Consider the following 26,528-nt stretch of genomic DNA (forward strand, 5'->3'; position numbering starts at 1 on the left):
GTGCCTACAGATGCTGGCATCCCATCTATATTTATCCCTACTTTTAAGAATGGGTATAACTTTTTTTGCTCGCCCGCTCCACAAGCTATTCTGCTATAAAACGTCGGTTTCTAAGTAAGTCCTAAATACAAAAAACACCGCTCCTCAAAACAGGAGAACGGTGTATAGGGGGTGTTATGGGTTGTTGTCTGGCATTAACCTTAACAAATCATGATCTGTTGAGGCTATGCCTTGTGATGGTTAAAAAATTGGCACAAACCTGCATGATCGCCCGTTGCTCGATCGACCGCGAGCGATTAGCCCAACCATTCCACAACAGCATCTTCCTTGGTATTGGTGCGCCGTTCTGGGGTTTCGCGGTTGAATTTCAAGTGGATGGCGCGGTTTTGCTCGCCGTCTGCTGCTACTGCAAAAATCGGATAGTCGATTAAGCCGTCTTGGAAGGACATCTGGAAGCGGAAAGTGCCGTCCGGATTGAGTTTAATCGGCTGTCCGCCTACGTAGACGGTAGCGTCAGGCTCGGTGGCCCCGTAGACGATCAGTTCGGCATCAGCAACTAACCAGAACTGGCGGGGGCGCATCGGGGCGGCGAAGCCAACTCCCGACATACCGACACCGGACATACCGAAACCGGACATGGTGAGGCCGGACATACCGACACCCGACATACCGACACCCGACATGGTGAGGCCGGACATACCGACACCCGACGCGGTGAGGCCGGACATGGTGGGAGCCGCCCACATTCCGACGCCGGAGGGGAACACGTAGGAACTTAGAGCTTGTTCGTGGATGCCGACTTGCTGGACGGAACCGGCGACGTGCTGCATGGAACCGAAGACAGAACCCGCTACGCGCAGGGATTCAGCAGATTCTGCCATGCCGAAGATTTGTTCGTAGATGGCGTTGCTGGTGCTGTAACCACCGCCATTGGCTGCTTGTGCGAGTTTCTTGGCCGGAGGAACCAGTTCGGCGAAGGTTTTGCCTTGCAACTCTTCTTCCCAATCGAGGGTGATGAATTGATCTTCAATCCAGTCGCTGGGATAGACGGGAGGAACGCGGACTTGGGCCGATCGAGCTAATACCAGCCAGCGGCCATCTGCACAGCGGTAGCCGATGTCGATCGCATAATCCCGATCACTCACGGGGATTGGCACGTACCATTCCCGCGCCAGTTCGTCGCAGGGATATTCTTGAATGCTGTGTGGGCTTTGAATGTCGAGGTTAACATCTGTAACGTCGTAGATCCGCAGGGCGAGTTGCTGTCCTCCTTGGCGACGCAATTCTTCTTTGCGATCGTTGGGAATGTCCCAGTAAGTGTAGGCCCATTCAGGGTCGCGGGGCATTAAAACCACCCGGCTTTCGCCGTAGCCGTTGGGCAAATCTGCTAAACCTTCATCTACAGACGACAAAGAACCGCCTGTTCTATCTTCTTGACCGAGTTCAAACTTTGCTGCTTCCACTGCTTCTTGTGCCTCTAGTTTGCGAGATGGGGTGTAGGAAAATTTGGTGCGTTGAATTTCTTGAATTGATGCCAGAAGTTGCGATTTCCGCATCCGGCTGTAGCGAGAGACTCCACATTCGCTAGCAACTCTGCGGAGTTGTCGCAAAGTCATCTCTTCTAATGGTGGGCGTTCTTTTGCCATGAGTTTGTTCTCCACTAATTTAGGATGGCGGGTTAGATTTTTTCTTGCAACACAAATGTGTTGATTTTTTGAGTTAGAAACTCTTTTAAATCTACATATTATCGAGCTTCCAAATCTCTCCAACCTTTGAAGCCTTGCTTGTTTTTAGCTTGTCTTGTCCCCATGCGATCGGGGGTTTGGACTTATTGGCTTCTGCGCGCACCGTTCGATCTAAATAAAGCTTTATCTGTCGATTCTTGATTGACAAGATCGATTTTGTGAGTGCGATCGGTGCTGCTAGCAACGCTGTGCTTGCAGCACACGCGCTATTCGACTCCCAGGGCTGCTTAATCGAAGCATTTCTTTGGGATCGCTTTGTCATGACTTAATGTTGCAGACAAGTTGCGATCGGGTCAAGGGGTCTTTTCCCTCAATTATGGGTACTTATACGCATTTTCGTGATTTTGGGGATCAATATGTCAGGGAATCTTGACAATTAAGCGCTGATGGGGATCGTCACCGAAACTATTGTCAAAATTCCCTGACATGAATTAGATGTGAGATTGAGTCGGGCGGGGCGGTACTATGGATAGAGGAGATTTAGTACAAAATTTGCTAGGCTGGCTCTTGGGCGATACTATTGTGCAAGCTTCGCTAACGGGCGATCGCAACTACAAACCAACAGTCCTGAACGCAAAAATGGTTTGACGCGCAACTGATACAGATAAGGTGAGGCACTGCACACCCTACACATAGACGTTCTGCGTAAATCTTGTAAAATCTAAAATCTAAAATCTAAAATCTAAAATCGAATGACTTTAACGCTTTACAACAGCTTGACCCGTCGCGAATCACCTTTTGATCCCCTCGAACCAGGAAAGGTGCGGATGTACTGCTGCGGCGTTACGGTATATGATTACTGCCACGTCGGCCACGCCCGCGCTTACATTGTTTGGGACATGGTGCGCCGCTATTTGATGTGGCGGGGATACGATGTGCGCTACGTGCAGAATTTTACAGATATTGACGACAAAATTCTCAACCGCGCCCGCGAAACAAATTCAACAATGGAAGCCGTGGCGCAACGCTTCATCGATGAATATTTTGCAGATATGGACAAGCTGAATATTCTCAGGGCCGATGAATATCCCCGCGCCACCCATACAATGGACGGCATTAAACGGCTGATCCACGAATTAGAAAATAAAGGTTATGCCTATGCTTCCAGCGGCGACGTTTACTACAACGTGAGGCAATTTGCCGATTACGGAAAACTTTCCGGCCGCAAGTTGGAAGAAATGCAGGCAGGGGCTAGCGGTAGATTGGAAACCGCAGAAATAGAAGCTCAAAAAAAGCAAGATTTGTCAGATTTTGCCCTGTGGAAAAGCGCTAAACCCGGAGAACCTGCTTGGGATTCATCTTGGGGAAAAGGTCGCCCCGGATGGCACATCGAATGTTCGGCGATGGTGCGCGATTGCTTGGGCGAAACAATTGACATTCACTGCGGCGGTTCCGATTTAACTTTTCCGCACCACGAAAACGAAATTGCTCAATCTGAAGCCGCGACGGGCAAGTCACTGGCTAATTATTGGATGCACAATGCTTTTGTGACTGTCAATGGCAAAAAGATGTCGAAATCTTTGCACAATTTTATTACAATTCGCGATTTGTTGGAAGGGAATTGGTCTGGCGATACAGCTTTGGAAGGAAGCGAGAAGTCAAAAGCGGTGGAACCGATGGCGGTGAGGCTGTTTGTGTTGATGGCGCAATATCGCAGTCAAATTGATTTTACCGAAGAGGCGATCGCTAGCGCTCGAAATGGCTGGAACACCATCAATGAAGGTTTGCTGTTTGGTCTACGATACGCTTCTCAACTGAGTTGGAACGTTGAGAAAACTGGACAGGATAGCAAAGCTGTACAGGAATTTCAATCAGCGATGGACAATGATTTTAATACTCCCGGCGCTGTGACTGTTTTGTTTGAATTGGCTAAGGAATTGACTAAAGAAGGCAATGTTTTAGTTCATCAAGGCAAAACAGAAACTGCGCCGGATTTGTTGCAGCAAAAATGGCTGACATTGGTGAGTTTGGCGGAGGTTTTGGGTTTAGAAGTTCAGCCGGAAAGTGATAGCAATGATGCTGTTGATGGTTTGAGTGATGGGGAAATTGAGGCGATGATTCAGCAGCGGAAAGATGCCCGAAAAGCGAGGGATTTTGCTGAGGGCGATAGAATTCGCAACGAACTTAAGGATAAGGGAATTACTCTGATCGATCAAAAGGATGGTATCACGATCTGGCATCGGGGTTGAAACTAAATTCATAGTCTGCGGAGGCAGACTTTGTTTGACAAAAAGCGGTTTCAACCGCCGAATTCTAAACACGCTCTAATGTCTTCCTCCGTCAACTCAGGAAAATCGTCTAGAATCTGTGCATGAGACATTCCCGCAGCCAGCCAACCCAACACATCATAAACGGTAATTCGCATTCGCCTGATGCAAGGCTTTCCACTGCGTTTACCTGGTTCGATCGTAATGATGTTATCGCTCATGACAAGACCGACTTTAGTACATTTTTTTTAGTGTAGCCTAGTCTTGGAATAAGCGATACAATTTACTCAACTTCGCAATTTGTTCAACCTTGGAGCTAATAGCCTAACTCTATGAATACCCTCGACCAAGTGCTAGAAACTGCTTTACAACTGTCCTACGAACAGCAGGAAATGCTGATAAAAATCCTGCAAAACCGTCACCGCGAGAGTGTCCGCGCGGAAATAGCTGCTGATGCCCAACAAACCTTAGCTGATTTCCGTACAGGCAAATTTCGACACCAGTCAGCCGAGGAGGTTATTGCAACATTACGCCAGTCTTTGGACGAGCCGGAAGAATGAGACAACTGGTTCTGACTCCCAAATTCAAACGAGCATTTCGCAAGTTTGTCAAACGAAATCCTGAGATCCAGCAACGTATTGAAGAATCTCTTCAACAAATGGAAGCAGATGTATTTTTTCCTAACTTAGGTACCCATAAACTAGGCGGCAAACTCGACGGTCTTCAGTCCTGCTCTTGCGGCTATGATTGTCGTATCGTGTTCTCGATTGAAGAGGATACGGAAACAAATACTGAAGTCATTGTTTTACTCGACATCGGGACACATGATGAGGTCTATTAACTGTGTCAGTCATTATTAGACGACAACTTCAGGAAGAGATTTAATTTTTATTTAACTTGTTCACAAATTCGGCAACAGCCACGACAAATTCTGCGGTGGATTCATAGGGCAAAACATTGCGCCCCGGCATTAATAAACCTTCCCCATTGGGAAAATGGGCTAAATATTGCGCTAATCTTTCATCCGGTTTCTCTTCCTTACCCGCTTGACTGATGCTTGAGGCTTTTTCTCCCATCACAATGAGTGCGGGTCGATCGAACTTTTGAATCGTACCGCTATAATCCTGCCGCCAAAACCCCGCTAAAAACGAGAAAACCGCGTGTCGGCTGTCAGGATTCGCCGCCCCAGCCTGCAAAGCATCCAACCATTCGCTGTCAACTTTTGCCCCATCGCCAAACAGTTGTTTCACAGAAAAAGAACGCAAAAATTCAGCGCGTCTGGCGTAGCGATAAAAAGCGTTTCCCAAGGGAGAATCTAACAAATTCCAGACAATTCTTTGCTGTCTTTCTGTCGAATGTTTGTTCATCACCGCCCAAGCGGGAGGCCCCGCGAGGACTAAGCCGCGAATTAAATTTGAGCCGCTTTCCTGCTGCTTTTTTGCTAAAGCCAAGGCTACACATAGTAAAGCACCTTGTACGAGGACGATCGCAGGTTTTTTGACTACAGTTTCCAAGAAATACTGCAACTGTGCAGCCCAATCGTCAGGATAGCAAGCCACAGCCGGCATTTCGCAATCGCCGCAGCCCAAAAGGTCGGGATTGTAAATCGGATTACTGTTCCCTGCTTTGTACCAACTCTCACAAAATCTATGCCAAAAGATTCTTGACAATCCAACTCCTATAGGATGAATCAATAACAAAGGGATGCTATCTTCTGTCGCAGTAGTTGGTTTATAAACATCGTAAGCACAGCGATAATTTTGCCATTCGTAAAACAGCGTTGGTGATTTTATAGACGAAAGGGTGGATAAATCTTGGGTGGAATATTGTGGCTGCATATTAATGTTTTAATTGATCGTATACTAGGCGCTACGACAATGCGAGTTTGAGCTTGGACATTTGGTTGCGAGTGGGCAATACGAATCTCTACATTGCTGCCGAGTGCGTTGAGAAAACTAAATAGGCGTTCTGTAGAGAACTCGGATAATTTACCGCGCATCAATGCTGATATTTTGGGTCGATCGATTCCTAAGAGCTTTTCTGCTTCAGTCTGGCTTAGTTGGCGTTCGGAGATTAACTCACTGATTTGATGAGCTAGTTCTGCCTTAATCAATAGTTCATCAGGATTGGGGAGCCCTAAGTCAGCAAAGACATTCCCACTGCTTGAATGCACTTTCATAATCTTAATTGTAACTTATATCATATCGTTTATTATAAAATCAAGGCTGAGACGATCGCCAAAAATATAATTACTTAATCATGTCAGAACAGCGGATAACTATTTCTTTACCTAACTTGCTGCTAATTATAGCATCGTCCTTGCTGCTAGTGCTGCTGTGGCAATTGCGGAGCCTGCTAGTAATTCTGATGATATCAGTTGTGCTGGCTGCTTCGATCGTCCCGATCGTTAATTGGGCCCAAACCATGCGGGTTCCCCGCTGGCTGGCGGTGATTATGGTTTATTTAACTCTCATCGGCGGATTTAGCGGGACGGTAGTGTTAATCGGGCCCACGGCCATCGAACAAATAGAGTTACTGCTGCGGCAGTTACCAGTTTATGTCGAAAGTTTGCGAACTGTGGCAACTAATGTATTGAGTCGCTTGAGCGACGATGCCCCAACCTTGGTGGGTCTGGTGGACACTCAATCGCTGACTAATTGGCTGATTCGATCAAGCCAACAACTGGTTTTGCGATCGTACAGTTTAACCAGAGGCATTCTCGGCGGTGTCTTCAGCTTAGTTTTAGCATTATTTATTTCAGGTTACATGGTTGCGGACAGCGACACATTAATTAAAAGTTTGGTGCAGTTTTTCCCGAAACCTTGGGATGCAAGATTAGCCGCACAAGCCGCGCCAATCGGTCAAAGAATGGGGAGTTATATTCGCGGGCGAGTGTTAGTTTCGGGCATTTTAGGGATATTTATTACCACAGGTTTGAGCATTTTGGGAATGCCAGAATTTGCTTTAGGCTTGGGTGCGATCGCAGGTGTTACCAACTTGATTCCGTTCATCGGCCCAGTGTTGGGAGCAGTACCAGCATTAATCGTAGCATTAGCTAAAGGTGGCTGGGTACTTTTGTGGGTATTACTGTTATTTGTAATTATCCAGAATTTAGAAACTTACGTACTCGATCCTTTGCTGGTTGGTTCATCGGTTGGTGTGCATCCTTTATATCAATTGCTGTCTGTATTGGGAGGCGTTCAAGTATTAGGAATTATTGGAGCTGTAATTGTGCCACCTTGGTTTGCGGGAGTGGCAGCTTTGATTGAAAACTTGTATTTAAAACCGAAGCTTAGAAGCGAACATCGAGAGGCAATAGATCAGGCTAAAAATAATTCTGACTTGCCACCTCTTACACCTTCGGCGTGATAGCTGGGAAAATGGGAAGAGAGGGAAATGGGGCAAGAGAGAGAGAGGAATTGAAAAATTTAATTTATATCGTTTCTGTTGGCATCGGCATAATATGCTTGAAAGTGCAGTGCGAGCTTAACATCTCGCGAAAAGAACACTCGCGAGATATTAAGCTCGCACTATTGACTTTCATACTAGAATTGAATTTTAGCCTTCCCAAACAATCTTGAAATGTCTCTGCGTTGCCTCTGCTGTTCCCTTTTCAATCAAAATATTTATGCAATAAGTCTAATGACTGGTGAGTGAGGACTGATGACTAAAAACTAAGGACTAATTGCCACTTCAATGCGGCGGTTGCGCTGCCGATTAGTATCGGAACTATTATCCACCGAAGGGCGACTTTCCCCATAGCCGATCGCCACCCAATGATACTTCTGACCGAGAACACCAGACAAATACTGCACCACCGCCTGAGCCCGCGCAAACGACACATTGCGATTATCCGCCGCCTCCCCCGCGTCGTCAGTGTGACCCGCAACCCGCACAGTTGCCCCCTCGTGATTGCTCAACTCCGCCACCAAATTGTCCAAAATCGCACTTGTTCCCGCCCGCAAAGAAATGCTGCCAGTATCAAACAAAACATCGCTGGGCAGAGTCACCATCAGCCCATCCCCCCCAAACACCGGATTATTGGCATTCTGTGGGGCAGTATTCACCGTTTCAGGGTTCAGACTCGGGCTGCTGCCGATCGCCGGTAAAGCAGGGGCAAGACTTGCCGCCGTTTCCGGCGCCGCCAATTCCCGCGACATCAACTGCAAACGCTTTTCCAAAGTTTCCGTCGGGCGGCTGCTGCCCAACTGACTCTCCAAAGCCGCCGTGCGACCAATCAGCGCGTTGAGTTCGCCCTGCAACTGTCTCAAATCCGACTGCAATTTCTCTCTCTCGGCAGGACTGACTTTTGACTGGGGAGTCGGTGTAGCGGTTGGTGGCGGGAGCGCCGGAATTGGCGTTGCTGGGGCGCGTTTCGGGCTGGAGGTCAAATTTTGAGTTACACGCAGCAATCTCTCTGCCAGCGGCATCTCCGTCGCGCCTGACGGATAAATTTGAGCGATCGCCATCCCCAAAACCCACGCAAAACCGCTGCCCACCCCCAGCAGCAGCAGTCGAAAAATCAGCGACAGTACAAGCAAACCTTTTCCCCGCGACTTGGAGACGCGAGTGGGGGGGATTGAAGGTTTTTGGTTAAAAGATCGCGTCATATTTCATCCCTCTCAGTGTACATACCAGATTAATTTCGATACTATCTTACCTATCCGATTTGAAATTTGAGATTTGAGATTTGAGATTTCTCCTCCAATCTAAAATCTCAAAAAGAAACCCGGTTTCTATAAATCTGGGGTTTGGTGGCGAAGCATCGAGGCAGAAACCGGGTTTCTAGTCCGTTGCGTGCCAGCCTGAATCTGTTGGATAATTCCGTAAAAATTTTGGAAAAAAAACCGATGACTGACCCTTTAAATAGCCCTTATCCCGTTCCTTGGGAATGGATTAGTGCCACTCATGCTAAAGTGAGCTCAACTGCCGGCACAGGCCTCCGCTACTACCGCAGCCCTTCCCTAGTTTCAACTAACGGCCAATACGCAGCTTACAGTCGAATTGAGTTGCAAGTGCAGCCGGAATTCTCCCGGTGTCGGGTTAGCAGCGTCATGTTTGTCGAAAATCTCAAAACCGGCGAACTGCAAACAGTGGCGGCTGCTTCGCCACTGGCGGAAAGTGGGATGTATGGTAGCGATGATACAGATATGTCCGGGACGATCGCCATTTTAGTGCCTGTTTCTTGGAATCAAGACGGTTCCCGCATTCTCGCCCGCGAATTTGAAGCACTTTTCAACTCTTCCGATATGTCCGACTACGGTGTCATTTGGGACAAAAATGATAATTACACTTATACCGTTGCTCCCGCTCGCAGTCTTTACACTCATGCTGTATTGTTGGGTTGGAGCCAAGTTTGTCCCGGAAAAGTTCTGTTCCGCGCCGGCAATTTGGGCGATCGATCTTGGCCTCTTTGTGCAGTTGATATGACAGGGCAAACGGTAGCAGTCACCGAGGACAAACCCCTAGTTTTCGGCAGTCAAGCCAGCACAGACTGGATCGAACCTAAAACTCGTTTTTAGATATTATGGCATTTTCTTCGATCAAGCCAACAATTTTTTTAGTATTAGGTCAGTCTTTCAACCAATTCATTTTGACCCTGGGGCTGATTATTTTAGCTGTTATTTTTGGTTTAACAGCGTTTATTTTTATTCGCATTTTCGTCAACTGGTTGCAGGCGAAATTAGAAAACAACCGTCTTTTTTCTAGACGCTCCTTCACAAAAGATAGTGGTCATTTAACCGCTAATATTTCACAACCTGAAAAGGTTTTTTTAGAACCCCGATTCGTAGAAAGTGACGGCAATTTAATGGCTACTATTTTTGGAGGCACAAGCGAGATTTCAGAAGCGTTTGAGCCGGAGATAATCTGCGAAAATTCAGCATCAGTTGCCTATCTCTACAAGCCGATAGCCCTTTGGCACGGGCGCTTAATTTTGCCCTCAAACGAACAGCGCCAGCCCTACGGGACAGTGTTTTTTGAAGTAATAAGTTCCCCCAAAAAGTATAAAAACTTTATTGGCAAAACAGCATTTTTGAAATGGAGTACAAATCGCGAAGTACAGTTTTTTGTCCACGCAGTCAGTCAAGATATAAACTTCACACAACACACTCAAAAAAGTCAAAAATCTGGCAATATCCATCCAGATAGATTGAACGGCTGGCGAAATGTCGGCCCTTTAGAAACTCTAGCAGGCAGCAGACTTGAAGACAGCGTGACTGTTATGCTACGTCGGCCCGTGATTGCGATTCACTATAGCAGCAACAATCGCCATGAACTCACGATCGATCGCGAACCAGTACAAATTATCGGACGTTTCTGCGCCTTAGTCACAATTTTACAGCGAAAAGAAGGCGACAGCGACAAATTTATTGTCCGGCATTTCAACAAAACATCTCAACAATTTGACGGCGCAGCCGAAATCATTCGGATTCCGCAAGTACAGCCAGACAAACATGGCGTAGCGAGGTCTACCAATCACCTAATCGAACAATCGCCCTTAAATCCAGACGGCTGGTACATTTACGGCGAAAGAGACGAAGACAGTATATTTGTAGTACAGGCAATCGAACCCCGCAAAATTGCTCAATTAATCCCAGATGAAACACATTTCGGACTAAAAAAATCTCTCGATTATTTAAGCAGCCAAAATTGGGAAAATACACCAGCACAAAAAGGGCAAGCAAAAATAGTATTGTTAACCCCAAATCATGCTACAGAAAACGCTTCCATCTCTCCTTGGCAAGAAGGAGATATCGGGATAGTGATTCACAGTTTCGGGGGTATCGGCGGGAAAAAAGGCGAACAGCCACCGCTGGGAATTGTCACCGGACATTTTGCTTTTGGAGTAGCAAAAGTAGTGCGCGATCGCTTTACCAGCGAACTACGTTTTGACATAGAATACAAACAAGTTTACGCCCACAATCCCGACGGAATTGTTGCCGGTTCCAGCAAATGGCAAAGCTACATGGGAGACTTGCAGCGTGGCTGGTTGGGCGATCGCCCGGTTTGCGATATCATCTGTAAATTAGACTGCGTGTGTTGCGACTACGATTTTGACGGCATCACCTTGTCGCCTTTAACCGAATTAAACCAGCAACTAGATATCATGATGGCCCGCTACCGCAGCGGAGACGGCACCGGCGCCAGTTTAGTCACGCCAGCAACTTCTTGCGTCCAAGATTCAAGTCAGGCAATTTACGCGACAATTAAAAAAATCACTTCCGAAATAGAGTCAAATCCTCAGATTCAAGACTGGTTGAAAACACATCCCACCGACGCACAAACCCAAAGGTTTCACCAGCTTGTAGCATTAGGAGAGAGTTTAGAAAAAGTATTAATGCCCCTCGGCATTGTCCGTCCAGATTGGAGCAAAAATTCGAGATTAGCGGGGATTGATTCTGAACTGAAAAAAACCTTTTTTGTCGGTATAGTGAACCTGATAAAAGCTGCTATTAGTTACCGAACAATGTTGCCCAGGCGCACCCAAGATGAAATCGCCAAAGTTTTATTAAAACAGGGAGCATTTTTGTGGATAATTCGCACCAATCAAGTTGGGGGATTTGACCCAGATATTGAGCCGATCGCACCAACAGGTCTTTAAATAAGCAATCGGTTTGTAGATGATTCGGATCTTGAAATCGCTACTAGAAAAACCAAGTCTGCCTCCGCAGACTAAGAGATTGAGGGAGCATTTAAGCGGGATTTGGTATCAGTTAACAGTCAACCGTTAACAGTCAACAGTTAACCGTTAACAGTCAACAATCAACCATTACCAAGGAGTGACTTGAACAGTGCCGTCTGGTGCCAAAACTACGCGGAAATCAGCCAGCGGTTCCGCAGGTGGCCTGGTGCCAACAGGTTGGTAAAGCAACTCCGACAACGGCGTTTCGGATCGATCGACTGCTGCCGAATTTTCCGGCCTGTAACCGACAATCGCCCCGTCTTGGGCCACACTCACCCGATAAACCAACTCCGCATCAACCGGAGGCTTATCCTTCACAACTCCGTCAATTTGCTGGGAAAGTTTGCCCCTCAACAGGTCAATTTCCCCTGGATCTGTAATTGGCACGGCTGCCACCTCTGGGCTTGCCAAACCTTCAGCAACAGGACTGGGCGTGCTTTCCGGCGAAGTGCTCGACTGCGGTGTGGCCAACGGTGAAGCGTCCGACTCCGGCGCGGGGTTCGGAGTCGGCGAACTCGATTCAGCGTTCGGAGTTTGAGTCCCTGGCAGCAAACCGTCAGCCGCAGGCGTAGGATTGGGATTAGGCGAACCCGATCCGCCCGGGTTCGGCGTCCCCTGATTCTGGCCAGCAGGATTGGGCTGCGGCACCGGATCTCTCTGGCGCTGGACTTCCGGCACCGGCACCAAGAAAAACGCCATCGCAGCCAAAGCCAAACTCGACACCCCCACGACAGCAGGCAAACTCCGCTTCGCCAAAGGTTCGGCAGACTTGATGTAACGCCTGGAAATTGGGGTTAATTGCAGCGACAATTCCGGCAGTGTCTGCGTGTCGGCAAAAAACTGATCGATCGCCTCTACCAAGTCAAATAGCTGTACCGTCGTCAAATCAACTTTTGCCGACAGTTCTGTTTTTTGATCGATTTGGGTTGGGCTGCCTGTGGAGGCGGGTAGAACGGTCAATCGATGCACGTTGCCGTCAATTCTGTGTAACTGCACCATACCCACATTCGGGCCGTAGCGATCGGGATAATGCACTCCGCTCATAAATTCTTGAGCGTAGCTGCTGACGACCCTCACCAAGCTTTCAAAAAACTCCCGTCCCCCGCTTAGGGGCTCGCCGAGACCGGTCAAATAGCATTCAGCGCTCATTAGTATGGAAAGCACCGGTCGTATATCTAACTGGCTGGCTGCCGATCCATCGCTCAACCCTTCTAGAACTAGGGTGCAATTTGGCAGACTGTACTGACGCCTAATAGTCATTTTTTATTCAACTTCTCCATCAAACAGGCTAACCCAGAAGCGCTGCATTCCGGCTGTGCCTGTACAAAATAGCAGTTTGCTCAACAAGTTTAAAGCTAGTTCGTTGAGCTTGTCGTCGGAATCGTAAGCTGCAACGAGCGATCGCTTGGGGTTCATGCGCGATCGAAAGTGAGCTCGAAAGCGTTCTAAATACTCGGCCAGCGGCAGGTTCTGGTTGAGGGGGATATTTTTCAATCGCAACTGCTGCGAGTCTAGCAGCAACTGCCGAATTGTCGCAGTTAACTTGCGCGCCATATTACAGGCGATCACCACCAGCGCTTTTGCCTCCACCATCGTAAGGGAGCGCCGCTGGGCGTAGCGTCTCAGCGGGTTAGTATTACGCATCAGCCAAAGGGCAACCCGATTTTTGATAATTGATTCCAATTCCAGGTCCTTTGACACTGCCAGCATTTCTTCCGCACCTCCGAGATACAAGGCTTCGATCGCCAGCAACATCAAGTCAATTTGCAATCTGGCTCGGCGGGGACACCCACCACCCTTCGGCGGCGACAAGTCTGGCAAACTGTCTAAAATTAATGGGTTTGACTGGGTAAGCGAAGTTTCTGACGGCATTAATATCACGGCAACATCCATTCCAAACAAACTATACGGGCACGGGGGGTCTTGAGCAAGACAAATTCTCAACCAAGAACTTCTCTGGGATAATTTATTTCGATCGTTGACTTTTATTTATATATATTCAATCTAGCAGCAACCGACCCTCACAGGCGAGCTCCGGCGGGAGTTCGATCGCCCACTCCCCCACCCCCGTCGCCGCTTTGTGATTCCTTGCTTTGCCAGGGGTAAAGGGAAGAGTCAATCGATTTTAGATTTTAGATTTTAGATTTTAGATTGAAGCATTGACCCCACGGATGAATCCGGGGGCTTGTATCCTGGATGCTTTCGGTCAGAAAGCGACAAAGAATTACCCATTTCTCCTTTCTTATTTTCTATTGGAATCAATCAATGTTCAGGCTTTTGGGGTTGCACCGCCGCTTCTCTTTGAGCCGTAAAATCAGTAGCCGCCGCCTTATCAGTTAGACTAATTTTTCCCTTGAGGGTTTCTTGCTCCACAATTCCGCGCATTTTAACAGAACTGTTTTGACCGGTTGCTGTGGAGTCGCTGCAACCAGCTAAATTAGGAACCGCACCCGACAAGTTCAATCCTTGAGTTTCCCACTTACCAAATAGAGAAGGTTTCTCTTCGGCTGTTTTTTCCCTGCCCTCCCTGCTGCCCGATCGCAAATTACCGCTCAAATAAACACCCGATTGCTCGATTGTCAATACCAAAACATCAGAATTCAGACATTCGGGCAAACTGTTAGGATCGAAGCGATAAGTTCCCGCAATTGCCGGAGCAGCCTTTAAATTTGCTTCCCCGTAAGCAGTTACTACTTTAAACAGTAGTGCAACTGAGCCGAGCGCAATCCCGTAAAATGCCAGCGATTTGAGGCTTAAATGATTCATCATCTTGGTAATTGGTAATTGGTAATCGGTAATAGGGTAAGATGCCCACTGCGCGCCCTACTCATGACTAATACTGAGTAGTTTGACTGAGTACCGATGCCAAGTGCGATCGCACTTTAACGTAGCACCGCGCAATCAGCAGCGAAGAATGACACTGCACAGCCAATTCATCAGTATACTGTCCCAAAGTTTGGCGCTCAATTCCCCACTCCCGACTCGTACCCGCAATAGTCAAATCAGCATTAGCAGAAGCCACCACCACTGCTTGAATTGGCTCAGCAGCCTCCACAATCGGAGTTTCAATTCGCGATCGCACCTCAACCGGTAACTGATCCATCACTCGCTGAAACTCGTAACTCAGCTCGTTTTCAGCTTCCCCGTCAACCGCCACCCGCAGCACCGTCAAACGGCGTTCCTCGCTATTAACTAACAGTCTCAGCGCCAATTCTAAACCCAAATCATCGTGAATGTTTGCCGCGTAAGGTACTAACAAGTTATTCAACCTTTCCCGGCCTCTGTCAACAAAAATTGCTACATCCACCTTAGCGTTGCTGAGAATTTGGCCGACACGCCCTCCCAAACGGTTGCTGCTAAAAGTAGGTCTGTGCCATCCTACTAAAATCAAATCCGCGCGATCGATATCCGCAATTTGAGCCGTTTCCCGGGCTACATCATTAGTAACCTGAATGATGGGATGTACGAATTTTTGTGCCTCTGGCAGTTCCAAACTCTCAATCAATTCTGATAATTTCGAGCGGCGCTCTTGAATAATGCGATCGGCTTCCGCAGGCGTACTTTCAAAGGCATAATCCTCATTTAATTCTATCAAACTCAGAGGATGAACCGCCGCCGACTGTAAATCCTCACCACCGATACCAGCAGCCGGCTGCGCCAGCGCTACCGCTAATCGCAGTAAACCTTTCTGCGTGCTGGGATTGGCAACAGGTACTAAAATTCGATAAGTTGGCAGCAATTTATTAGCAGTTTCTTCGCTGCTGTCAGCCATTTCTAAATGTTCTAATTCTGAATCCTCAGAGTTTACTTCGGAAATATCTAATCTAATTAACCGTTTTGGATAAGTCCACTCCAACAGAGGCGAAGTCATAAAAGTTGTCACTAAAGCCATGATGACTAACATCGTAAATAGCAGCGGCGAAACTACGCCCAATGAAAGACCGATATTCAGCACAATTAGTTCAGTCAAACCGCGAGTATTCATCAGCCATCCCAGGGCTGAAGCTTCGCGGTTGCTGATGCCACAAACTCTTGCTGCAACGTAAGTGCCGACGTATTTGCCGACAATTGCCACTCCTAAAACTGCGGCGCACAGCAGCCACAATTCGGGACTGTTGAGCAATCCGATTTGAGTCCGCAAGCCGCTGTAAGCAAAAAATATTGGTAGCAGAAATATTAGTACAAAGTCTTCGGTTTTTTCTGCTAATTCTCTGGTTAACCCAGCATTTTTAGGCATTGCAGCACCCAGCAAAAATGCACCGAAAATTAAATGAATGCCGATCAATTCAGTAATTAAGGCAGAAGCTACAACTCCCATGTAAATTCCCGACAGCACTAACTGTGTTAATCTGCCGGTACGGTTGTACTGTTTGGAAAGTCGCTGCAAGAACCAGCGGACTACAGTCAGCATGAAACCGATGTAAATTAAAGACTCAATAATTGTCGGCAAAGCGCCGATCATCGAATTAGTACGAGTAACTGCGATCGCAACTGCTAACAAACACCACGCCGTCACGTCGTCTACCGCAGCGCAAGTCAATGCCAGTGTCCCTAATTTGGTATTCTGCAAGTTGTGTTCTGTAATAATTCTTGCCAGCACCGGAAAGGCAGTAATTGACATCGCCGCGCCCAAAAACAAAGCAAAGGCGGTAAACGAAACGCTATTATTTGAAACGATGGGATACAGCAGCAGTGCGAGCAAGCTTCCCAGGGAAAACGGCACTAGAATGCTGACGTGGGAAGTTAAAATCGCTATATCTAAATTGCTTTTGAGGTACTTGGGATTCAGTTCCAAACCAATCAAGAACATGAAAAATATCAGCCCCACCTCAGACAACACGTTTAGGAAGGGAACGGCTTCGGCTGGAAAAAGTGCTGTTGCTAAATCTGGTGCAACTAAGCCAAATAGAGAAGGCCCAAGCATAATTCCTGCGACAATTTCTCCAATGACTTGAGGTTGTTTGATCGCTCGAAATCCTAAACCTACAAGTCTCGAAAGTGCGATAACAATTAGAACTTCAAGCAGGACGAGAATGGGTATGGGCATGGCGTTTTTAGCTTGGGGATTTTTGCGGTTCGAGAGGGCAGTGTACTAAAGCTGACTGAATTGCCGATCGAAAAAAATGGATACCAGCTCGATCGAAGTTAGAAGGCACAAGAGGCGCACCAACATCGCCATTCTCTCACAAGCGAACAAAGGCTTTCGCAACCTCCCACCAGGATTTTTCGTTTTTTAAGAAGTGCTTGCAAGTAACTTTAACCGCAGCGTGCGTACCCCGCACCCAACCCGCACCCTAAATCTCACCTCCGGGTGCCAAGCCAACCCTACGGATATCAAATTGTCACCAAAAGTATCGCGCTTTGTGATAAACTAGAAAAGTTGTTTAAATTCGCACATCCGGGTTTTCGGGTGTTTCTAAGGCGCAAACCTTCAGAAATACGACCGGGTGGAGGATTAACCCGAATTAGGAGTTAAAAATACAATGCCAGTAGTCAGTTTGGCTCAAATGTTAGAGTCAGGGGTTCACTTCGGACACCAAACCCGTCGGTGGAACCCAAAAATGTCTCCCTACATTTTTACAGAGCGCAACGGGGTTCACATCATCGACCTCGTGCAAACCGCTCAGCTTATGGAAGACGCCTACGAGTACATGAGAGTTGCCTCAGAAAAAGGCAAAAAGTTTTTGTTCGTGGGTACAAAGCGCCAAGCTGCAGGGATTGTAGCCCAAGAAGCTCAACGCTGCGGTGCTTATTACGTCAACCAGCGCTGGCTGGGGGGAATGCTCACAAACTGGACGACGATTAAGTCCCGCGTGGAGCGCCTCAAGGATTTGGAACGTCGCGAAGAAATCGGCGCCCTTGATTTGCTGCCGAAAAAAGAAGCTTCGGTACTGCGCCGAGAAATGGCAAAACTCCAGAAATATCTGGGCGGGATTAAATCTATGCGGAAGATTCCCGACGGAGTGGTGCTGGTAGACCAACGCCGCGAGTATAATGCGGTGTTGGAATGCCAAAAGTTGGGAATTCCGATCGTCTCTCTGTTGGATACCAACTGCGACCCGGATTTGGTTGACATTGCGATTCCGGCGAACGACGATGCTATTCGATCGATCAAGCTGATTGTCGGCAAGTTAGCTGATGCCATCTACGAAGGTCGTCACGGTCAGCAGGGCGGCGACTCTGAGGAAGACTACGACTACGAAGGTGGTTACGAAGGCGCTGAATATGATGTCGAAATCGAAGAATTGGATGACCCCGATTATGTAGATCCCGACGAAGCTGCTGAGGCCGAGGGCGAAGAAACCGAGAGCTAGTATTGCCCTCGGAATCTGACACCAGGAAATTAAAAATTAAAGATTGAAAATTAAAAATAATTATTACTATTTTTAGTTGGATATTTTTAATTTTTAATTGTACATGGCAGGAGTCTAAGTCATTAGTAGAGTTCTGGCAAAAGCATTCATTGTGTCAGCGCTAGAATGAATTCGGGCGCTACACCTACCAAGTCGGTACTAAGATCGACTGGGTATTTCTTCACTCTGGTCTAATCATTAACATTAAAATTAGTGACTAATGACAGATGACTAATGACTGATGACTAATGACTAATAACTAATTTTGATGGGGAACTTAAAGAAGATGGCGGACATATCTGCAAAACTTGTTAAAGAACTGCGCGAAAAAACTGGCGCGGGCATGATGGACTGCAAAAAAGCCCTCGTTGAAAACGAAGGCAATATGGAAACATCCATTGAGTGGCTGCGGAAAAAAGGTCTGGCTTCGGCGGGTAAAAAAGGTGGACGAGTTGCCTCAGAAGGGCTTGTAGGTAGCTACATTCACACCGGCGGCCGCGTGGGAGTGCTGGTGGAAGTTAACTGCGAAACAGATTTTGTGGCACGTCGCGAAGAATTCCAAACTTTGGTGCGGAATATTGCGATGCAAATTGCAGCTTGCCCGAATGTGGAATACGTGAAAGTTGAAGATATCCCCGCCGAAGTTGTCGAAAGAGAAAAGGCAATTGAAATGGGCAAGGATGACTTGGGCAACAAGCCGGACAACATCAAAGAAAAGATTGTTCTAGGGCGGATTGAGAAGCGCATGAAAGAGTTATCTTTGATGGATCAGCCTTTTATTAAAGATCAGAATATCTCGGTGGAAGAGTTGGTGAAACAAACGATCGCCCAAATTGGAGAAAATGTCCAAGTGCGCCGATTCGTGCGTTTTGTCTTGGGCGAAGGCATTGAAAAGGTAGAAGCTAACTTTGCCGATGAAGTGGCAGCCCAAATGGGTGTTCAATAATCCCCAATTTAAGATTGAGAATTAAAAATTAAAAATGTGAAAAATCAATTTTTTGCATTTTTAATTTTTAATTTTTATAGGACTTATCGACAGACTATATTTGTAGGGTGGGCACTGCAAACCTTACTAATACAGACAGCGTAAAAATGGAAAACTTCGTAATATCAAATCCGTTAGCATCGGAATAGTAAATTAGAGTTCACTGTTCACTGTTCACTGTCAACAGTCAACCGTCAACAGTCAACATCATTCCGGTGTAACCGGAAATGATATAAGTCCTATTTTAATTTTATACGAGAGATATGGTGCGACCAAAAGAGAGAATAGAGCAAGATTTGGCAGGACTCGAAGAGGCTTTAGCAGCCTTGAATTTGGAGTTTCGCAGTACCTACGAAGGTTATTTAACTGCGTTGGGACAAGCGGTGCGACAGCAGTTAACTTTGGCTTGCTATCACCTTTGCACTCAAGCAGTACCGGAGTCGTTTCTCAACTTGTCCTTCGAGGGGCGACAAAAAATGCAGCAGTCTGTAAAGGCTTTGGCTGCGGCGTCGGAGGAAAAATTGCGATCGCTGGTGACTGAATCAGTAGCAGATGAAGAAATAGAGGAAGAGGAAGAAATAGAGGAAGAGGAAGAAATAGAGGAAGAGGAAGAGGAAGAAGAAGACGAAGACGACTTCGATGAAGAAGAGGAAGAAGAGGAAGACGAAGCAGACGACAAGGAAGAAGACGAAAAGGAAAAAAACCAAGTTTCGGCCATTAACTATCTATTTTCATTGGCAAATTATCAATTGCCAAGTGCCAATTCCCCAGAAAGTTTGGCACGCTGGCAAAATAGTATTGAAAAGTCGATCGTCCATATACTCAAGCTGCTTTCTCGCGACACCAACCGCTTGCTGCAACAGTCGGGAATATTGCCGAGTCAATTGCCAGAACCTGTTCTAGAAGCTGCTTCTCAAGCTGAATCGTCCGGCGACAGCGTGGCGGGCCCGCCTAACTTATTAAACTTAATCATTGAAACCGATGCCTCATCAGCATCGCGAAACTTGGCAGAAACATTGGCTAGTAGGGCGCTGCACATTACAGCGGTTAAACTGCGGCTGTCGGAAATAGAGTTTGCCGATGCGGGAACCTCGGCTTGGCGCCAGCAAATTCGCAACCTTTCTGTAAGGTTGAACTCGCTCGGCCGCGATTACCAGAAAAAGCAGCGGGAACTCGCTGTGGTGGAGGCTGAGTCGGCTTGGCGATCGAGTTGGTTTGAAGATTAGTCAGTTGTTAGTTGTCAGTTGTTAGTTGTCAGTTGACAGTTGACAGTAGGTAATTTTCAGTAGGTAATTGTCGGGAATTCTTGAGCTATGATTAATAACTAATGACTAATGACTAATGACTAATGACTAATGACTAATAACTAATGACTAATAACTAATGACTGATGACTAATAATCAACCAGAATGGCAGCGATTGCAAAAAGCTCTTTCAGTAGAAGCCGATCGCGGATTTAACGACATCCAAGGCAGTCAATACCGCTTCAGCGAGTTTCTGGGCCTTAGTTTGAGACAGTTGGCAGTTGCTGTGGCGGCTTCTTCGCGCGATCGAGCCAGACAACTAGCGGCTGAATTTGACATCTACCCTCAGAAGGATCTCGAACAGCGCCAACATTCGATCGCCATTACGGTCAGTTTTCTCAGGCAAATGGAGCAAGTTTGGGAACAAGAAACTCGCCACCAGCAAGAACAAGCACGACAAGTCAGACCCGCAAACGCTTCGGAACCAACCGCCCCAGCAGTTTCCGTTCCCCGAACAGCACCCCCACCACCAAGCCTGACTCTCGACCAACAATTAACCCGCGTCACCGGCATCGGCCCCGCCAACGGCAACCGCTTGGCAAAACTGGGTTTATACACTGTATATGACTTGCTTTACTACTATCCCCGCAACCACATCGACTATGCAAAGCAAGTACAAATTCGCGAGCTAGTAGCCGGGGAAACTGTCACTTTAATCGCAGAAGTAAAGCGCTGCAATTGCTTTTCTAGTCCGAAAAATAAGAAGTTAACCATATTAGAAGTAATTTTAAAAGACCGCACCGGAGAGATAAAAATTAGTCGTTTTTTTGCAGGCCCTCGCTACAGTAATCGCGGTTGGCAAGAATTCAAAAAGCGCGAGTATTGTACAGGTGCAGTGCTGGCAGCTTCCGGGTTGGTGAAGCAGGGTAAATATGGAATTACTTTAGAAAATCCTGAGTTAGAAGTATTAGACGACTCCGGCGGTGCGATCGAATCAATGAAAGTCGGCCGCCTGATACCAGTTTATCCGCTGACGGAGGGGGTCGATGCTGGTTCGGTGAGGCGATCGATTTTGGCTGCAATGCCGGCGGCGAAAATGTTGCCAGAATCGCTACCGGAGGATTTGCGCGAGCGTTACGGTTTAATGGGTTTAGCCGATGCCGTGACTAATATTCACTTTCCGCTCGATCGAGATTGTTTGGCCGCCGCCCGCCGCCGCTTAGTTTTTGACGAATTTTTCTACCTGCAATTAGGACTTTTAAAGCGCCGCCAAACCCAAAGGAAAGCTCAAGCTAGTGCAGTCATCCTTCCTAGCGGCAAATTGATCGAACATTTTTATGAAATCTTGCCTTTTGCGTTGACTAATGCTCAGGAAAGAGTCATCAATGACATCCTCAACGATTTAGCTTCGTCGCAACCGATGAACAGATTGGTGCAAGGCGATGTCGGTGCTGGCAAAACTGTAGTAGCCGTCGTGGCAATGCTAGCAGCAATTCAATCCGGCTATCAAGCAGCTTTAATGGCGCCGACAGAAGTTTTAGCAGAACAGCACTACCGCAAATTGGTAGGTTGGTTTAACTTGATGCACTTGTCTGTCGAACTGTTAACTGGTTCGACAAAAGTAGCAAAGCGCCGGGAAATTCACAGCCAGTTAGAAACCGGAGAATTGCCGGTTTTAGTGGGAACTCACGCGCTGATTCAAGATACGGTGAATTTCCATAAATTGGGTTTGGCGGTAATTGACGAACAGCACAGATTCGGTGTGCAGCAGCGCGCTAAATTGCAGCAAAAAGGCGAAGCTCCCCACGTTTTGACGATGACGGCTACTCCCATTCCCCGGACGCTGGCGCTGACACTGCACGGGGATTTAGATGTGAGTCAAATTGATGAACTTCCCCCCGGCAGGCAGGCGATTCAAACAACTGTACTGTCTGCCAAAGAACGCAGCCAAGCTTACGATTTGATTCGGCGGGAAGTGGCGAGCGGGCGTCAAGTTTATGTGGTGCTGCCGCTGGTGGAGGAGTCGGAAAAGTTGGACGTGCGATCGGCAATTGAGGAACAAGAGAAACTTGAAAAAAGTGTATTTCCTGAGTTTAAGGTGGGTTTGCTCCACGGTAGGATGAGCAGTGCGGACAAAGATGAGGCAATTACTAAGTTTCGGGATAAAGAAACTGATATTTTAGTATCTACTACTGTGGTGGAAGTGGGAGTAGATGTGCCGAATGCCACGGTAATGCTGATTGAAAATTCTGAGCGTTTTGGACTGTCGCAACTGCACCAGTTGCGGGGTCGAGTCGGTCGGGGCAGCAACCGTTCTTATTGTTTGTTAATGCCCGGTTCCAAAACGGCGGAAGCTATGCAGAGAATGAAGGTTTTAGAACAATCTCAAGATGGCTTTTTTATTGCAGAAATGGACATGAGATTGCGCGGGCCGGGTCAGGTTTTGGGAACTCGGCAGTCTGGTTTGCCGGATTTTGCTTTGGCGAGTTTGGTGGAGGATCAGGAGGTTTTGGAGTTGGCGAGGGCGGCGGCTCAAATGGTAATTGAGAATGATGAAAGTTTGAATCAATGGCCAGTGGTGCGGGATGAATTGGAGCGGAGATATCAGCGGATGATGAGCGGGTCGATTTTGACTTAGATAGTTTTAGACGCAGCAACGGGGTTTTTAATAATATTTTGTATGGTCGGGTTAAGCGAATATGTATCAAAGCCGGCAGTTTATTGCTGCACTCACGCACCCTCTCCCCGTAGGCTGATTTATTTGCACCTACCTATTTAATGTCAGAAACCGGGTTTCTTGCCACAAAGTCACGTAAAATCTTAGGTTTTTTGTCAGGAAAACCCGCTTTATACCGTTTTGCTGAGAATGGTGCAAAATATCAAGTTGAGCGAAGCGTCAAAAACACGAATTTGTTGGGTACGAGTGCCTCAAGCCAACCTACTTTCTGAACCCAACCTAACTTTCACAGAAAATTTTTCCCTTGGTCTAGGGTATTTTTATGAATTGTAAGGATTCCCGTACTGATTAAACCAAAAATCCTTCGCAGGAATGACGGGGAAGTGTCAAAATTAAGATAGTTCTGCCAGAAACAGGGGAAAGGAAATCTAGCCTGTACTGGCGCCTAAGGCAACATTGATTCCTCGCTGGTTACGCTTGCAGGTGGTCGCCGACGGTTCGTCGCATTTAATCTCAACAGTAATTATGAAAGATCTCACTCGTTATCGAAATATCGGCATCTTCGCCCACGTAGATGCTGGCAAGACCACCACAACAGAAAGAATCCTGAAACTGACAGGCAAAATCCACAAAATTGGTGAAGTTCACGAAGGCGCGGCGACTACTGACTTCATGGAACAGGAGCAAGAGCGCGGTATTACGATTCAATCCGCTGCTACCACCTGCTTCTGGAACGAGCATCAGCTCAACATCATTGATACTCCGGGACACGTCGATTTTACGATCGAGGTTTACCGTTCTTTGAAGGTTCTTGATGGTGGCATTGGTGTGTTCTGCGGTTCGGGTGGAGTTGAACCGCAATCTGAAACCAACTGGCGCTACGCTAACGATTCCAAAGTCGCTCGCGTTATCTACATCAACAAGCTCGATCGCACCGGTGCAGATTTTTACCGCGTTGTCAAGCAAGTTGATAAAATCCTCGCAGCTAAACCGATGGTGATGGTATTGCCGATCGGCATTGAAGAAAAATTTTGCGGCGTAGTCGATTTGCTGACCCGCAAAGCCTGGATCTGGGATGACTCCGGCGATCCGATGAACTACGAAATTAAAGATATCCCAGCGGATATGGTCGATGATGTCGAAACTTGGCGCGAACAGTTGATCGAACTGGCAGTCGAGCAAGACGACGCTCTGATGGAACAGTATCTCGAAGGCAACGAGCCGAGCATCGATGACCTCAAGCGCTGCATTCGCAAAGGTACTCGCGATCGGGCATTTTTCCCCACCTACTGCGGCTCATCGTTTAAAAACAAGGGCGTGCAGTTGGTTCTTGATGCCGTGGTTGACTACCTGCCAAACCCGATGGAAGTCACACCGCAGCCAGAAGTCGATCTCGAGGGCGAGGAAACCGGCGAATTTGCGATCGTCGATCCCAACAGGCCATTGCGGGCACTCGCGTTTAAGATCATGGACGATCGCTACGGTGCTCTAACCTTCACGCGCCTGTATTCCGGTACTCTGTCCAAGGGCGACACCGTACTCAACACCGCCACAGGCAAAACCGAGCGCGTCAGCCGTTTGGTGGAAATGCACGCCAACTCTCGCGAAGAAATTGAATCGGCCCAAGCAGGGGACATTGTGGCGATCGTCGGCATGAAAAACGTCCGCACCGGACACACCATCTGCGACCCCAAAAATCCCGCAACCCTAGAGCCGATGGTATTCCCCGATCCCGTCATTTCGATTTCGGTCAAACCGAAACAAAAAGGCGGCGAAGAAAAAATGGGAGCAGCCCTCACCAAGATGGTGCAAGAAGACCCATCCTTCCACATGGTGACGGATCAAGAAAGCGGCGAAATGATTCTCAAGGGGATGGGCGAGTTACACCTCGACATCAAAGTAGACATTCTCAAGCGCACCCACGGCATCGAAGTAGAAGTCGGCGAACCGCAGGTAGCCTACCGCGAGTCGATTACCAAGCGCCTCGAAGACGAATACACCCACAAAAAGCAATCAGGTGGTTCCGGTCAATTTGCCAAAATCGGCTATGTAATCGAGCCTGGTGAGGTTGGAAGCGGCTTCCAGTTTGAGTCAAAAGTGACCGGTGGTAGCGTGCCGAGAGAATATTGGCCAGCGGTCGAAAAAGGCTTTGAAAGCTGCATCGACAAAGGTGTCTTGGCCGGGTTCCCCTGCTTGGACTTGAAATTCACCCTCCTAGAAGGCGGTTTCCACCCCGTTGACTCGTCAGCGATGGCCTTTGAAATTGCTGCCAAAGCGGCCTATCGCCAGTCTTTGCCGAAAGCGGGGCCTCAGTTGCTCGAACCGATTATGAATGTCGATGTCTTCACTCCAGATGATTACATGGGCGACGTGATCGGCGACCTCAACCGCCGCCGTGGGATGATGAAATCTCAGGAGACAGGACAAACAGGAGCGCGGATCAAGGCAGATGTACCGTTGAGCGAAATGTTTGGTTACATTAGCGACTTGCGTACTATGACCTCTGGGCGCGGACAGTTCTCAATGTCCTTCTCGCACTATGCTCCTTGTCCGAATAACATCGCGGAAGAAGTGATCAAGGCGGCAAAAGAGCGTCAAGCTGCGAAGTAATGTATTGAGTGCGATCGAATCGATTCGTCGCACTCAATCACCAAGGTTAAAAACTAGAAAAATCTAGTTTTTAACATCTGTCAATGGCAGTCAGCACAGGCGCATCTAAATGGTATTTTTCGGGCGGGCGGGACACCCCACAAGAGTTCGATCGCACTTCACAGTAAAACTTAGATGCGCCTGAGCTTATCCCAATTTTATTTTCACACTCCTAAAAAATGCTTTTTACTATCCGAAAGAGATGCTCCCTTCAAAAGTCGCTCTAAAAGGGCGATCGCGCGTCAAGGAAAATAATTTTTGTTAAAATACGATCGATAATCTACAACCCAGGCAGGTAGCCATGACAGCCACCCTGATCCAGAATCAAACTAGCGGAATTCTGCTGAAAAACATTAGCTGGAAAACTTACGAATCCCTGCTGAATGAGTTAACCCAACAGGGAGGAATTCGCCTGACTTACGATCGCGGAAATTTAGAAATTATGACTCCTTTAGCACCCCACGAAAAGTACAAAAAAATCTTGGGACGTTTTGTAGAAAGTGTGAGTGATGAATTGAATGTTGAAATTTGCAGTTTGGGTTCTCTAACTTGCAGGCGCGAAGATTTGGCTCGCGGTTTGGAACCGGATCAGTGCTACTATATCCAAAATGAGAATGTGGTTTGGGACAAAGAACAAATCGATCTCAATCAAGATCCACCGCCAGATTTAGTTGTGGAAATTGACGTGACTAGCAGTTCGATCGATCGACTTTCTTTATATGCAAGTTTAGGCGTGCCGGAAGTTTGGCGATACGACGGGAATCGTTTAATAATTTATCAGTTGGAATCACAGGAATATGCCGAAAGAGATGTTTCTCCGACTTTCCCTTTTTTGTCGCAAGTTGAGATGCTGCGCTTTTTGGAATTGAGGAAGACTATAAAAGAAAATGCTTTAATTCGCTTATTCCGGGAGTGGGTGAGAAGTCAAATTCAGTCAGGAGAATGAACGGGCGATTCACGATCGGGATGGCTGCGTTTGACGC

The 26,528-nt window shown here is 47.4% G+C and carries 22 protein-coding genes; 13 read left to right on the top strand and 9 right to left on the bottom strand.

Annotated elements, in window-relative coordinates:
- Nucleotides 1–296: 296 nt before the first annotated feature.
- Nucleotides 297–1,646 carry a DUF4912 domain-containing protein gene (locus QUB44_RS08900; protein WP_333166226.1) on the bottom strand — a complete coding sequence of 450 codons (1,350 nt, stop codon included), beginning with the start codon at nt 1,644–1,646 and terminating at the stop codon, nt 297–299.
- A 564-nt stretch (nt 1,647–2,210) separates the two neighbouring features.
- Here QUB44_RS08900 and QUB44_RS08905 point away from each other — a divergent pair.
- Both QUB44_RS08905 and cysS read left to right on the top strand, forming a co-directional pair.
- Entirely contained in the window at nt 2,211–2,333 is a 123-nt protein-coding gene (locus QUB44_RS08905; RefSeq protein ID WP_333365718.1) for a hypothetical protein, read from the top strand.
- Between the two features lie 104 nt (nt 2,334–2,437).
- Nucleotides 2,438–3,934 carry a cysteine--tRNA ligase gene (gene cysS, locus QUB44_RS08910; RefSeq protein ID WP_333365722.1) on the top strand — a complete coding sequence of 499 codons (1,497 nt, stop codon included), beginning with the start codon at nt 2,438–2,440 and terminating at the stop codon, nt 3,932–3,934.
- A gap of 50 nt (nt 3,935–3,984) precedes the next feature.
- Here the strand turns inward: cysS and QUB44_RS08915 are convergent, their stop codons facing one another.
- On the bottom strand, nt 3,985–4,173 hold the full coding sequence (locus QUB44_RS08915; protein WP_333365724.1) for a DUF433 domain-containing protein: 189 nt from the start codon (nt 4,171–4,173) through the stop codon (nt 3,985–3,987).
- Nucleotides 4,174–4,284: 111 nt separating this feature from the next.
- Between QUB44_RS08915 and QUB44_RS08920 the strand changes: the two genes are divergently transcribed.
- Both QUB44_RS08920 and QUB44_RS08925 read left to right on the top strand, forming a co-directional pair.
- A complete protein-coding gene (locus tag QUB44_RS08920) occupies nt 4,285–4,512 on the top strand; it encodes a hypothetical protein (protein WP_333365727.1) in 228 nt (75 codons plus the stop codon).
- Entirely contained in the window at nt 4,509–4,793 is a 285-nt protein-coding gene (locus QUB44_RS08925) for a type II toxin-antitoxin system mRNA interferase toxin, RelE/StbE family (RefSeq protein WP_333365730.1), read from the top strand. The genes QUB44_RS08920 and QUB44_RS08925 overlap by 4 nt, the downstream gene beginning before the upstream one ends.
- Before the next feature lie 40 nt (nt 4,794–4,833).
- Here the strand turns inward: QUB44_RS08925 and QUB44_RS08930 are convergent, their stop codons facing one another.
- Together QUB44_RS08930 and QUB44_RS08935 are read right to left on the bottom strand one after the other, a co-directional pair.
- Nucleotides 4,834–5,790, bottom strand: coding sequence for an alpha/beta fold hydrolase (locus QUB44_RS08930; RefSeq protein WP_333365734.1), 957 nt, complete (start codon nt 5,788–5,790; stop codon nt 4,834–4,836).
- Nucleotides 5,742–6,131, bottom strand: a complete 390-nt coding sequence (locus QUB44_RS08935) for a helix-turn-helix transcriptional regulator (RefSeq protein ID WP_333365737.1) — start codon at nt 6,129–6,131, stop codon at nt 5,742–5,744. Before QUB44_RS08935 ends, QUB44_RS08930 begins: the two co-directional genes overlap by 49 nt.
- A gap of 80 nt (nt 6,132–6,211) precedes the next feature.
- Here QUB44_RS08935 and QUB44_RS08940 point away from each other — a divergent pair, with 80 nt between their 5' ends.
- Nucleotides 6,212–7,321: an AI-2E family transporter gene (locus QUB44_RS08940; RefSeq protein ID WP_333365740.1), complete on the top strand. Its 1,110-nt coding sequence runs from the start codon at nt 6,212–6,214 to the stop codon at nt 7,319–7,321.
- Nucleotides 7,322–7,626: 305 nt separating this feature from the next.
- On the opposite strand, the gene QUB44_RS08945 is transcribed toward QUB44_RS08940, so the two are convergent.
- On the bottom strand, nt 7,627–8,562 hold the full coding sequence (locus QUB44_RS08945) for an OmpA family protein (protein WP_333365743.1): 936 nt from the start codon (nt 8,560–8,562) through the stop codon (nt 7,627–7,629).
- A 240-nt stretch (nt 8,563–8,802) separates the two neighbouring features.
- Here QUB44_RS08945 and QUB44_RS08950 point away from each other — a divergent pair, with 240 nt between their 5' ends.
- Nucleotides 8,803–9,474 (top strand): hypothetical protein, encoded by a 672-nt coding sequence (locus QUB44_RS08950; RefSeq protein ID WP_333365746.1) that lies wholly within the window; start codon nt 8,803–8,805, stop codon nt 9,472–9,474.
- A 5-nt stretch (nt 9,475–9,479) separates the two neighbouring features.
- Nucleotides 9,480–11,555 (top strand): abortive infection protein, encoded by a 2,076-nt coding sequence (locus QUB44_RS08955; RefSeq protein WP_333365749.1) that lies wholly within the window; start codon nt 9,480–9,482, stop codon nt 11,553–11,555.
- A gap of 168 nt (nt 11,556–11,723) precedes the next feature.
- On the opposite strand, the gene QUB44_RS08960 is transcribed toward QUB44_RS08955, so the two are convergent.
- From QUB44_RS08960 to QUB44_RS08975, 4 genes are all read right to left on the bottom strand, one after another.
- Nucleotides 11,724–12,896: a DUF4335 domain-containing protein gene (locus QUB44_RS08960; RefSeq protein WP_333365752.1), complete on the bottom strand. Its 1,173-nt coding sequence runs from the start codon at nt 12,894–12,896 to the stop codon at nt 11,724–11,726.
- Between the two features lie 3 nt (nt 12,897–12,899).
- On the bottom strand, nt 12,900–13,529 hold the full coding sequence (locus QUB44_RS08965) for a DUF3038 domain-containing protein (RefSeq protein ID WP_333365754.1): 630 nt from the start codon (nt 13,527–13,529) through the stop codon (nt 12,900–12,902).
- A gap of 369 nt (nt 13,530–13,898) precedes the next feature.
- The gene (locus QUB44_RS08970; protein ID WP_333365757.1) at nt 13,899–14,405 is read right to left on the bottom strand and encodes a hypothetical protein; all 507 of its coding nucleotides are present in this window, start codon (nt 14,403–14,405) and stop codon (nt 13,899–13,901) included.
- A 64-nt stretch (nt 14,406–14,469) separates the two neighbouring features.
- On the bottom strand, nt 14,470–16,683 hold the full coding sequence (locus QUB44_RS08975) for a cation:proton antiporter domain-containing protein (protein ID WP_333365760.1): 2,214 nt from the start codon (nt 16,681–16,683) through the stop codon (nt 14,470–14,472).
- Between the two features lie 436 nt (nt 16,684–17,119).
- Between QUB44_RS08975 and rpsB the strand changes: the two genes are divergently transcribed.
- The 6 genes from rpsB (at nt 17,120) to QUB44_RS09005 (ending at nt 26,491) form a co-directional block, all read left to right on the top strand.
- A complete protein-coding gene (rpsB, locus tag QUB44_RS08980; protein ID WP_333166536.1) occupies nt 17,120–17,950 on the top strand; it encodes a 30S ribosomal protein S2 in 831 nt (276 codons plus the stop codon).
- Between the two features lie 325 nt (nt 17,951–18,275).
- Nucleotides 18,276–18,935, top strand: coding sequence for a translation elongation factor Ts (gene tsf, locus QUB44_RS08985; RefSeq protein ID WP_333320821.1), 660 nt, complete (start codon nt 18,276–18,278; stop codon nt 18,933–18,935).
- 302 nt (nt 18,936–19,237) lie between these two features.
- The gene (locus QUB44_RS08990) at nt 19,238–20,200 is read left to right on the top strand and encodes a hypothetical protein (protein ID WP_333365763.1); all 963 of its coding nucleotides are present in this window, start codon (nt 19,238–19,240) and stop codon (nt 20,198–20,200) included.
- A 164-nt stretch (nt 20,201–20,364) separates the two neighbouring features.
- Nucleotides 20,365–22,857 carry an ATP-dependent DNA helicase RecG gene (gene recG / locus QUB44_RS08995; protein WP_333365767.1) on the top strand — a complete coding sequence of 831 codons (2,493 nt, stop codon included), beginning with the start codon at nt 20,365–20,367 and terminating at the stop codon, nt 22,855–22,857.
- Nucleotides 22,858–23,421: 564 nt separating this feature from the next.
- Nucleotides 23,422–25,506 (top strand): elongation factor G, encoded by a 2,085-nt coding sequence (fusA, locus tag QUB44_RS09000; protein WP_333365769.1) that lies wholly within the window; start codon nt 23,422–23,424, stop codon nt 25,504–25,506.
- A 340-nt stretch (nt 25,507–25,846) separates the two neighbouring features.
- A complete protein-coding gene (locus QUB44_RS09005; protein ID WP_333365771.1) occupies nt 25,847–26,491 on the top strand; it encodes a Uma2 family endonuclease in 645 nt (214 codons plus the stop codon).
- Nucleotides 26,492–26,528 lie beyond the last annotated feature (37 nt).

It is taken from the genome of Microcoleus sp. AT3-D2, assembly GCF_036705715.1.
Taxonomy (GTDB): domain Bacteria; phylum Cyanobacteriota; class Cyanobacteriia; order Cyanobacteriales; family Microcoleaceae; genus Microcoleus.

Excerpts from the sequence above, each read along its gene's own strand:
- QUB44_RS08900 (WP_333166226.1), bottom strand. The coding sequence starts at position 1,646 with ATGGCAAAAGAACGCCCACCATTAGAAGAGATGACTTTGCGACAACTC.
- QUB44_RS08905 (WP_333365718.1), top strand. The coding sequence starts at position 2,211 with ATGGATAGAGGAGATTTAGTACAAAATTTGCTAGGCTGGCTCTTGGGC.
- cysS (WP_333365722.1), top strand. The coding sequence starts at position 2,438 with ATGACTTTAACGCTTTACAACAGCTTGACCCGTCGCGAATCACCTTTT.
- QUB44_RS08915 (WP_333365724.1), bottom strand. The coding sequence starts at position 4,173 with ATGAGCGATAACATCATTACGATCGAACCAGGTAAACGCAGTGGAAAG.
- QUB44_RS08920 (WP_333365727.1), top strand. The coding sequence starts at position 4,285 with ATGAATACCCTCGACCAAGTGCTAGAAACTGCTTTACAACTGTCCTAC.
- QUB44_RS08925 (WP_333365730.1), top strand. The coding sequence starts at position 4,509 with ATGAGACAACTGGTTCTGACTCCCAAATTCAAACGAGCATTTCGCAAG.
- QUB44_RS08930 (WP_333365734.1), bottom strand. The coding sequence starts at position 5,790 with ATGCAGCCACAATATTCCACCCAAGATTTATCCACCCTTTCGTCTATA.
- QUB44_RS08935 (WP_333365737.1), bottom strand. The coding sequence starts at position 6,131 with ATGAAAGTGCATTCAAGCAGTGGGAATGTCTTTGCTGACTTAGGGCTC.
- QUB44_RS08940 (WP_333365740.1), top strand. The coding sequence starts at position 6,212 with ATGTCAGAACAGCGGATAACTATTTCTTTACCTAACTTGCTGCTAATT.
- QUB44_RS08945 (WP_333365743.1), bottom strand. The coding sequence starts at position 8,562 with ATGACGCGATCTTTTAACCAAAAACCTTCAATCCCCCCCACTCGCGTC.
- QUB44_RS08950 (WP_333365746.1), top strand. The coding sequence starts at position 8,803 with ATGACTGACCCTTTAAATAGCCCTTATCCCGTTCCTTGGGAATGGATT.
- QUB44_RS08955 (WP_333365749.1), top strand. The coding sequence starts at position 9,480 with ATGGCATTTTCTTCGATCAAGCCAACAATTTTTTTAGTATTAGGTCAG.
- QUB44_RS08960 (WP_333365752.1), bottom strand. The coding sequence starts at position 12,896 with ATGACTATTAGGCGTCAGTACAGTCTGCCAAATTGCACCCTAGTTCTA.
- QUB44_RS08965 (WP_333365754.1), bottom strand. The coding sequence starts at position 13,529 with ATGGATGTTGCCGTGATATTAATGCCGTCAGAAACTTCGCTTACCCAG.
- QUB44_RS08970 (WP_333365757.1), bottom strand. The coding sequence starts at position 14,405 with ATGATGAATCATTTAAGCCTCAAATCGCTGGCATTTTACGGGATTGCG.
- QUB44_RS08975 (WP_333365760.1), bottom strand. The coding sequence starts at position 16,683 with ATGCCCATACCCATTCTCGTCCTGCTTGAAGTTCTAATTGTTATCGCA.
- rpsB (WP_333166536.1), top strand. The coding sequence starts at position 17,120 with ATGCCAGTAGTCAGTTTGGCTCAAATGTTAGAGTCAGGGGTTCACTTC.
- tsf (WP_333320821.1), top strand. The coding sequence starts at position 18,276 with ATGGCGGACATATCTGCAAAACTTGTTAAAGAACTGCGCGAAAAAACT.
- QUB44_RS08990 (WP_333365763.1), top strand. The coding sequence starts at position 19,238 with ATGGTGCGACCAAAAGAGAGAATAGAGCAAGATTTGGCAGGACTCGAA.
- recG (WP_333365767.1), top strand. The coding sequence starts at position 20,365 with ATGACTAATAATCAACCAGAATGGCAGCGATTGCAAAAAGCTCTTTCA.
- fusA (WP_333365769.1), top strand. The coding sequence starts at position 23,422 with ATGAAAGATCTCACTCGTTATCGAAATATCGGCATCTTCGCCCACGTA.
- QUB44_RS09005 (WP_333365771.1), top strand. The coding sequence starts at position 25,847 with ATGACAGCCACCCTGATCCAGAATCAAACTAGCGGAATTCTGCTGAAA.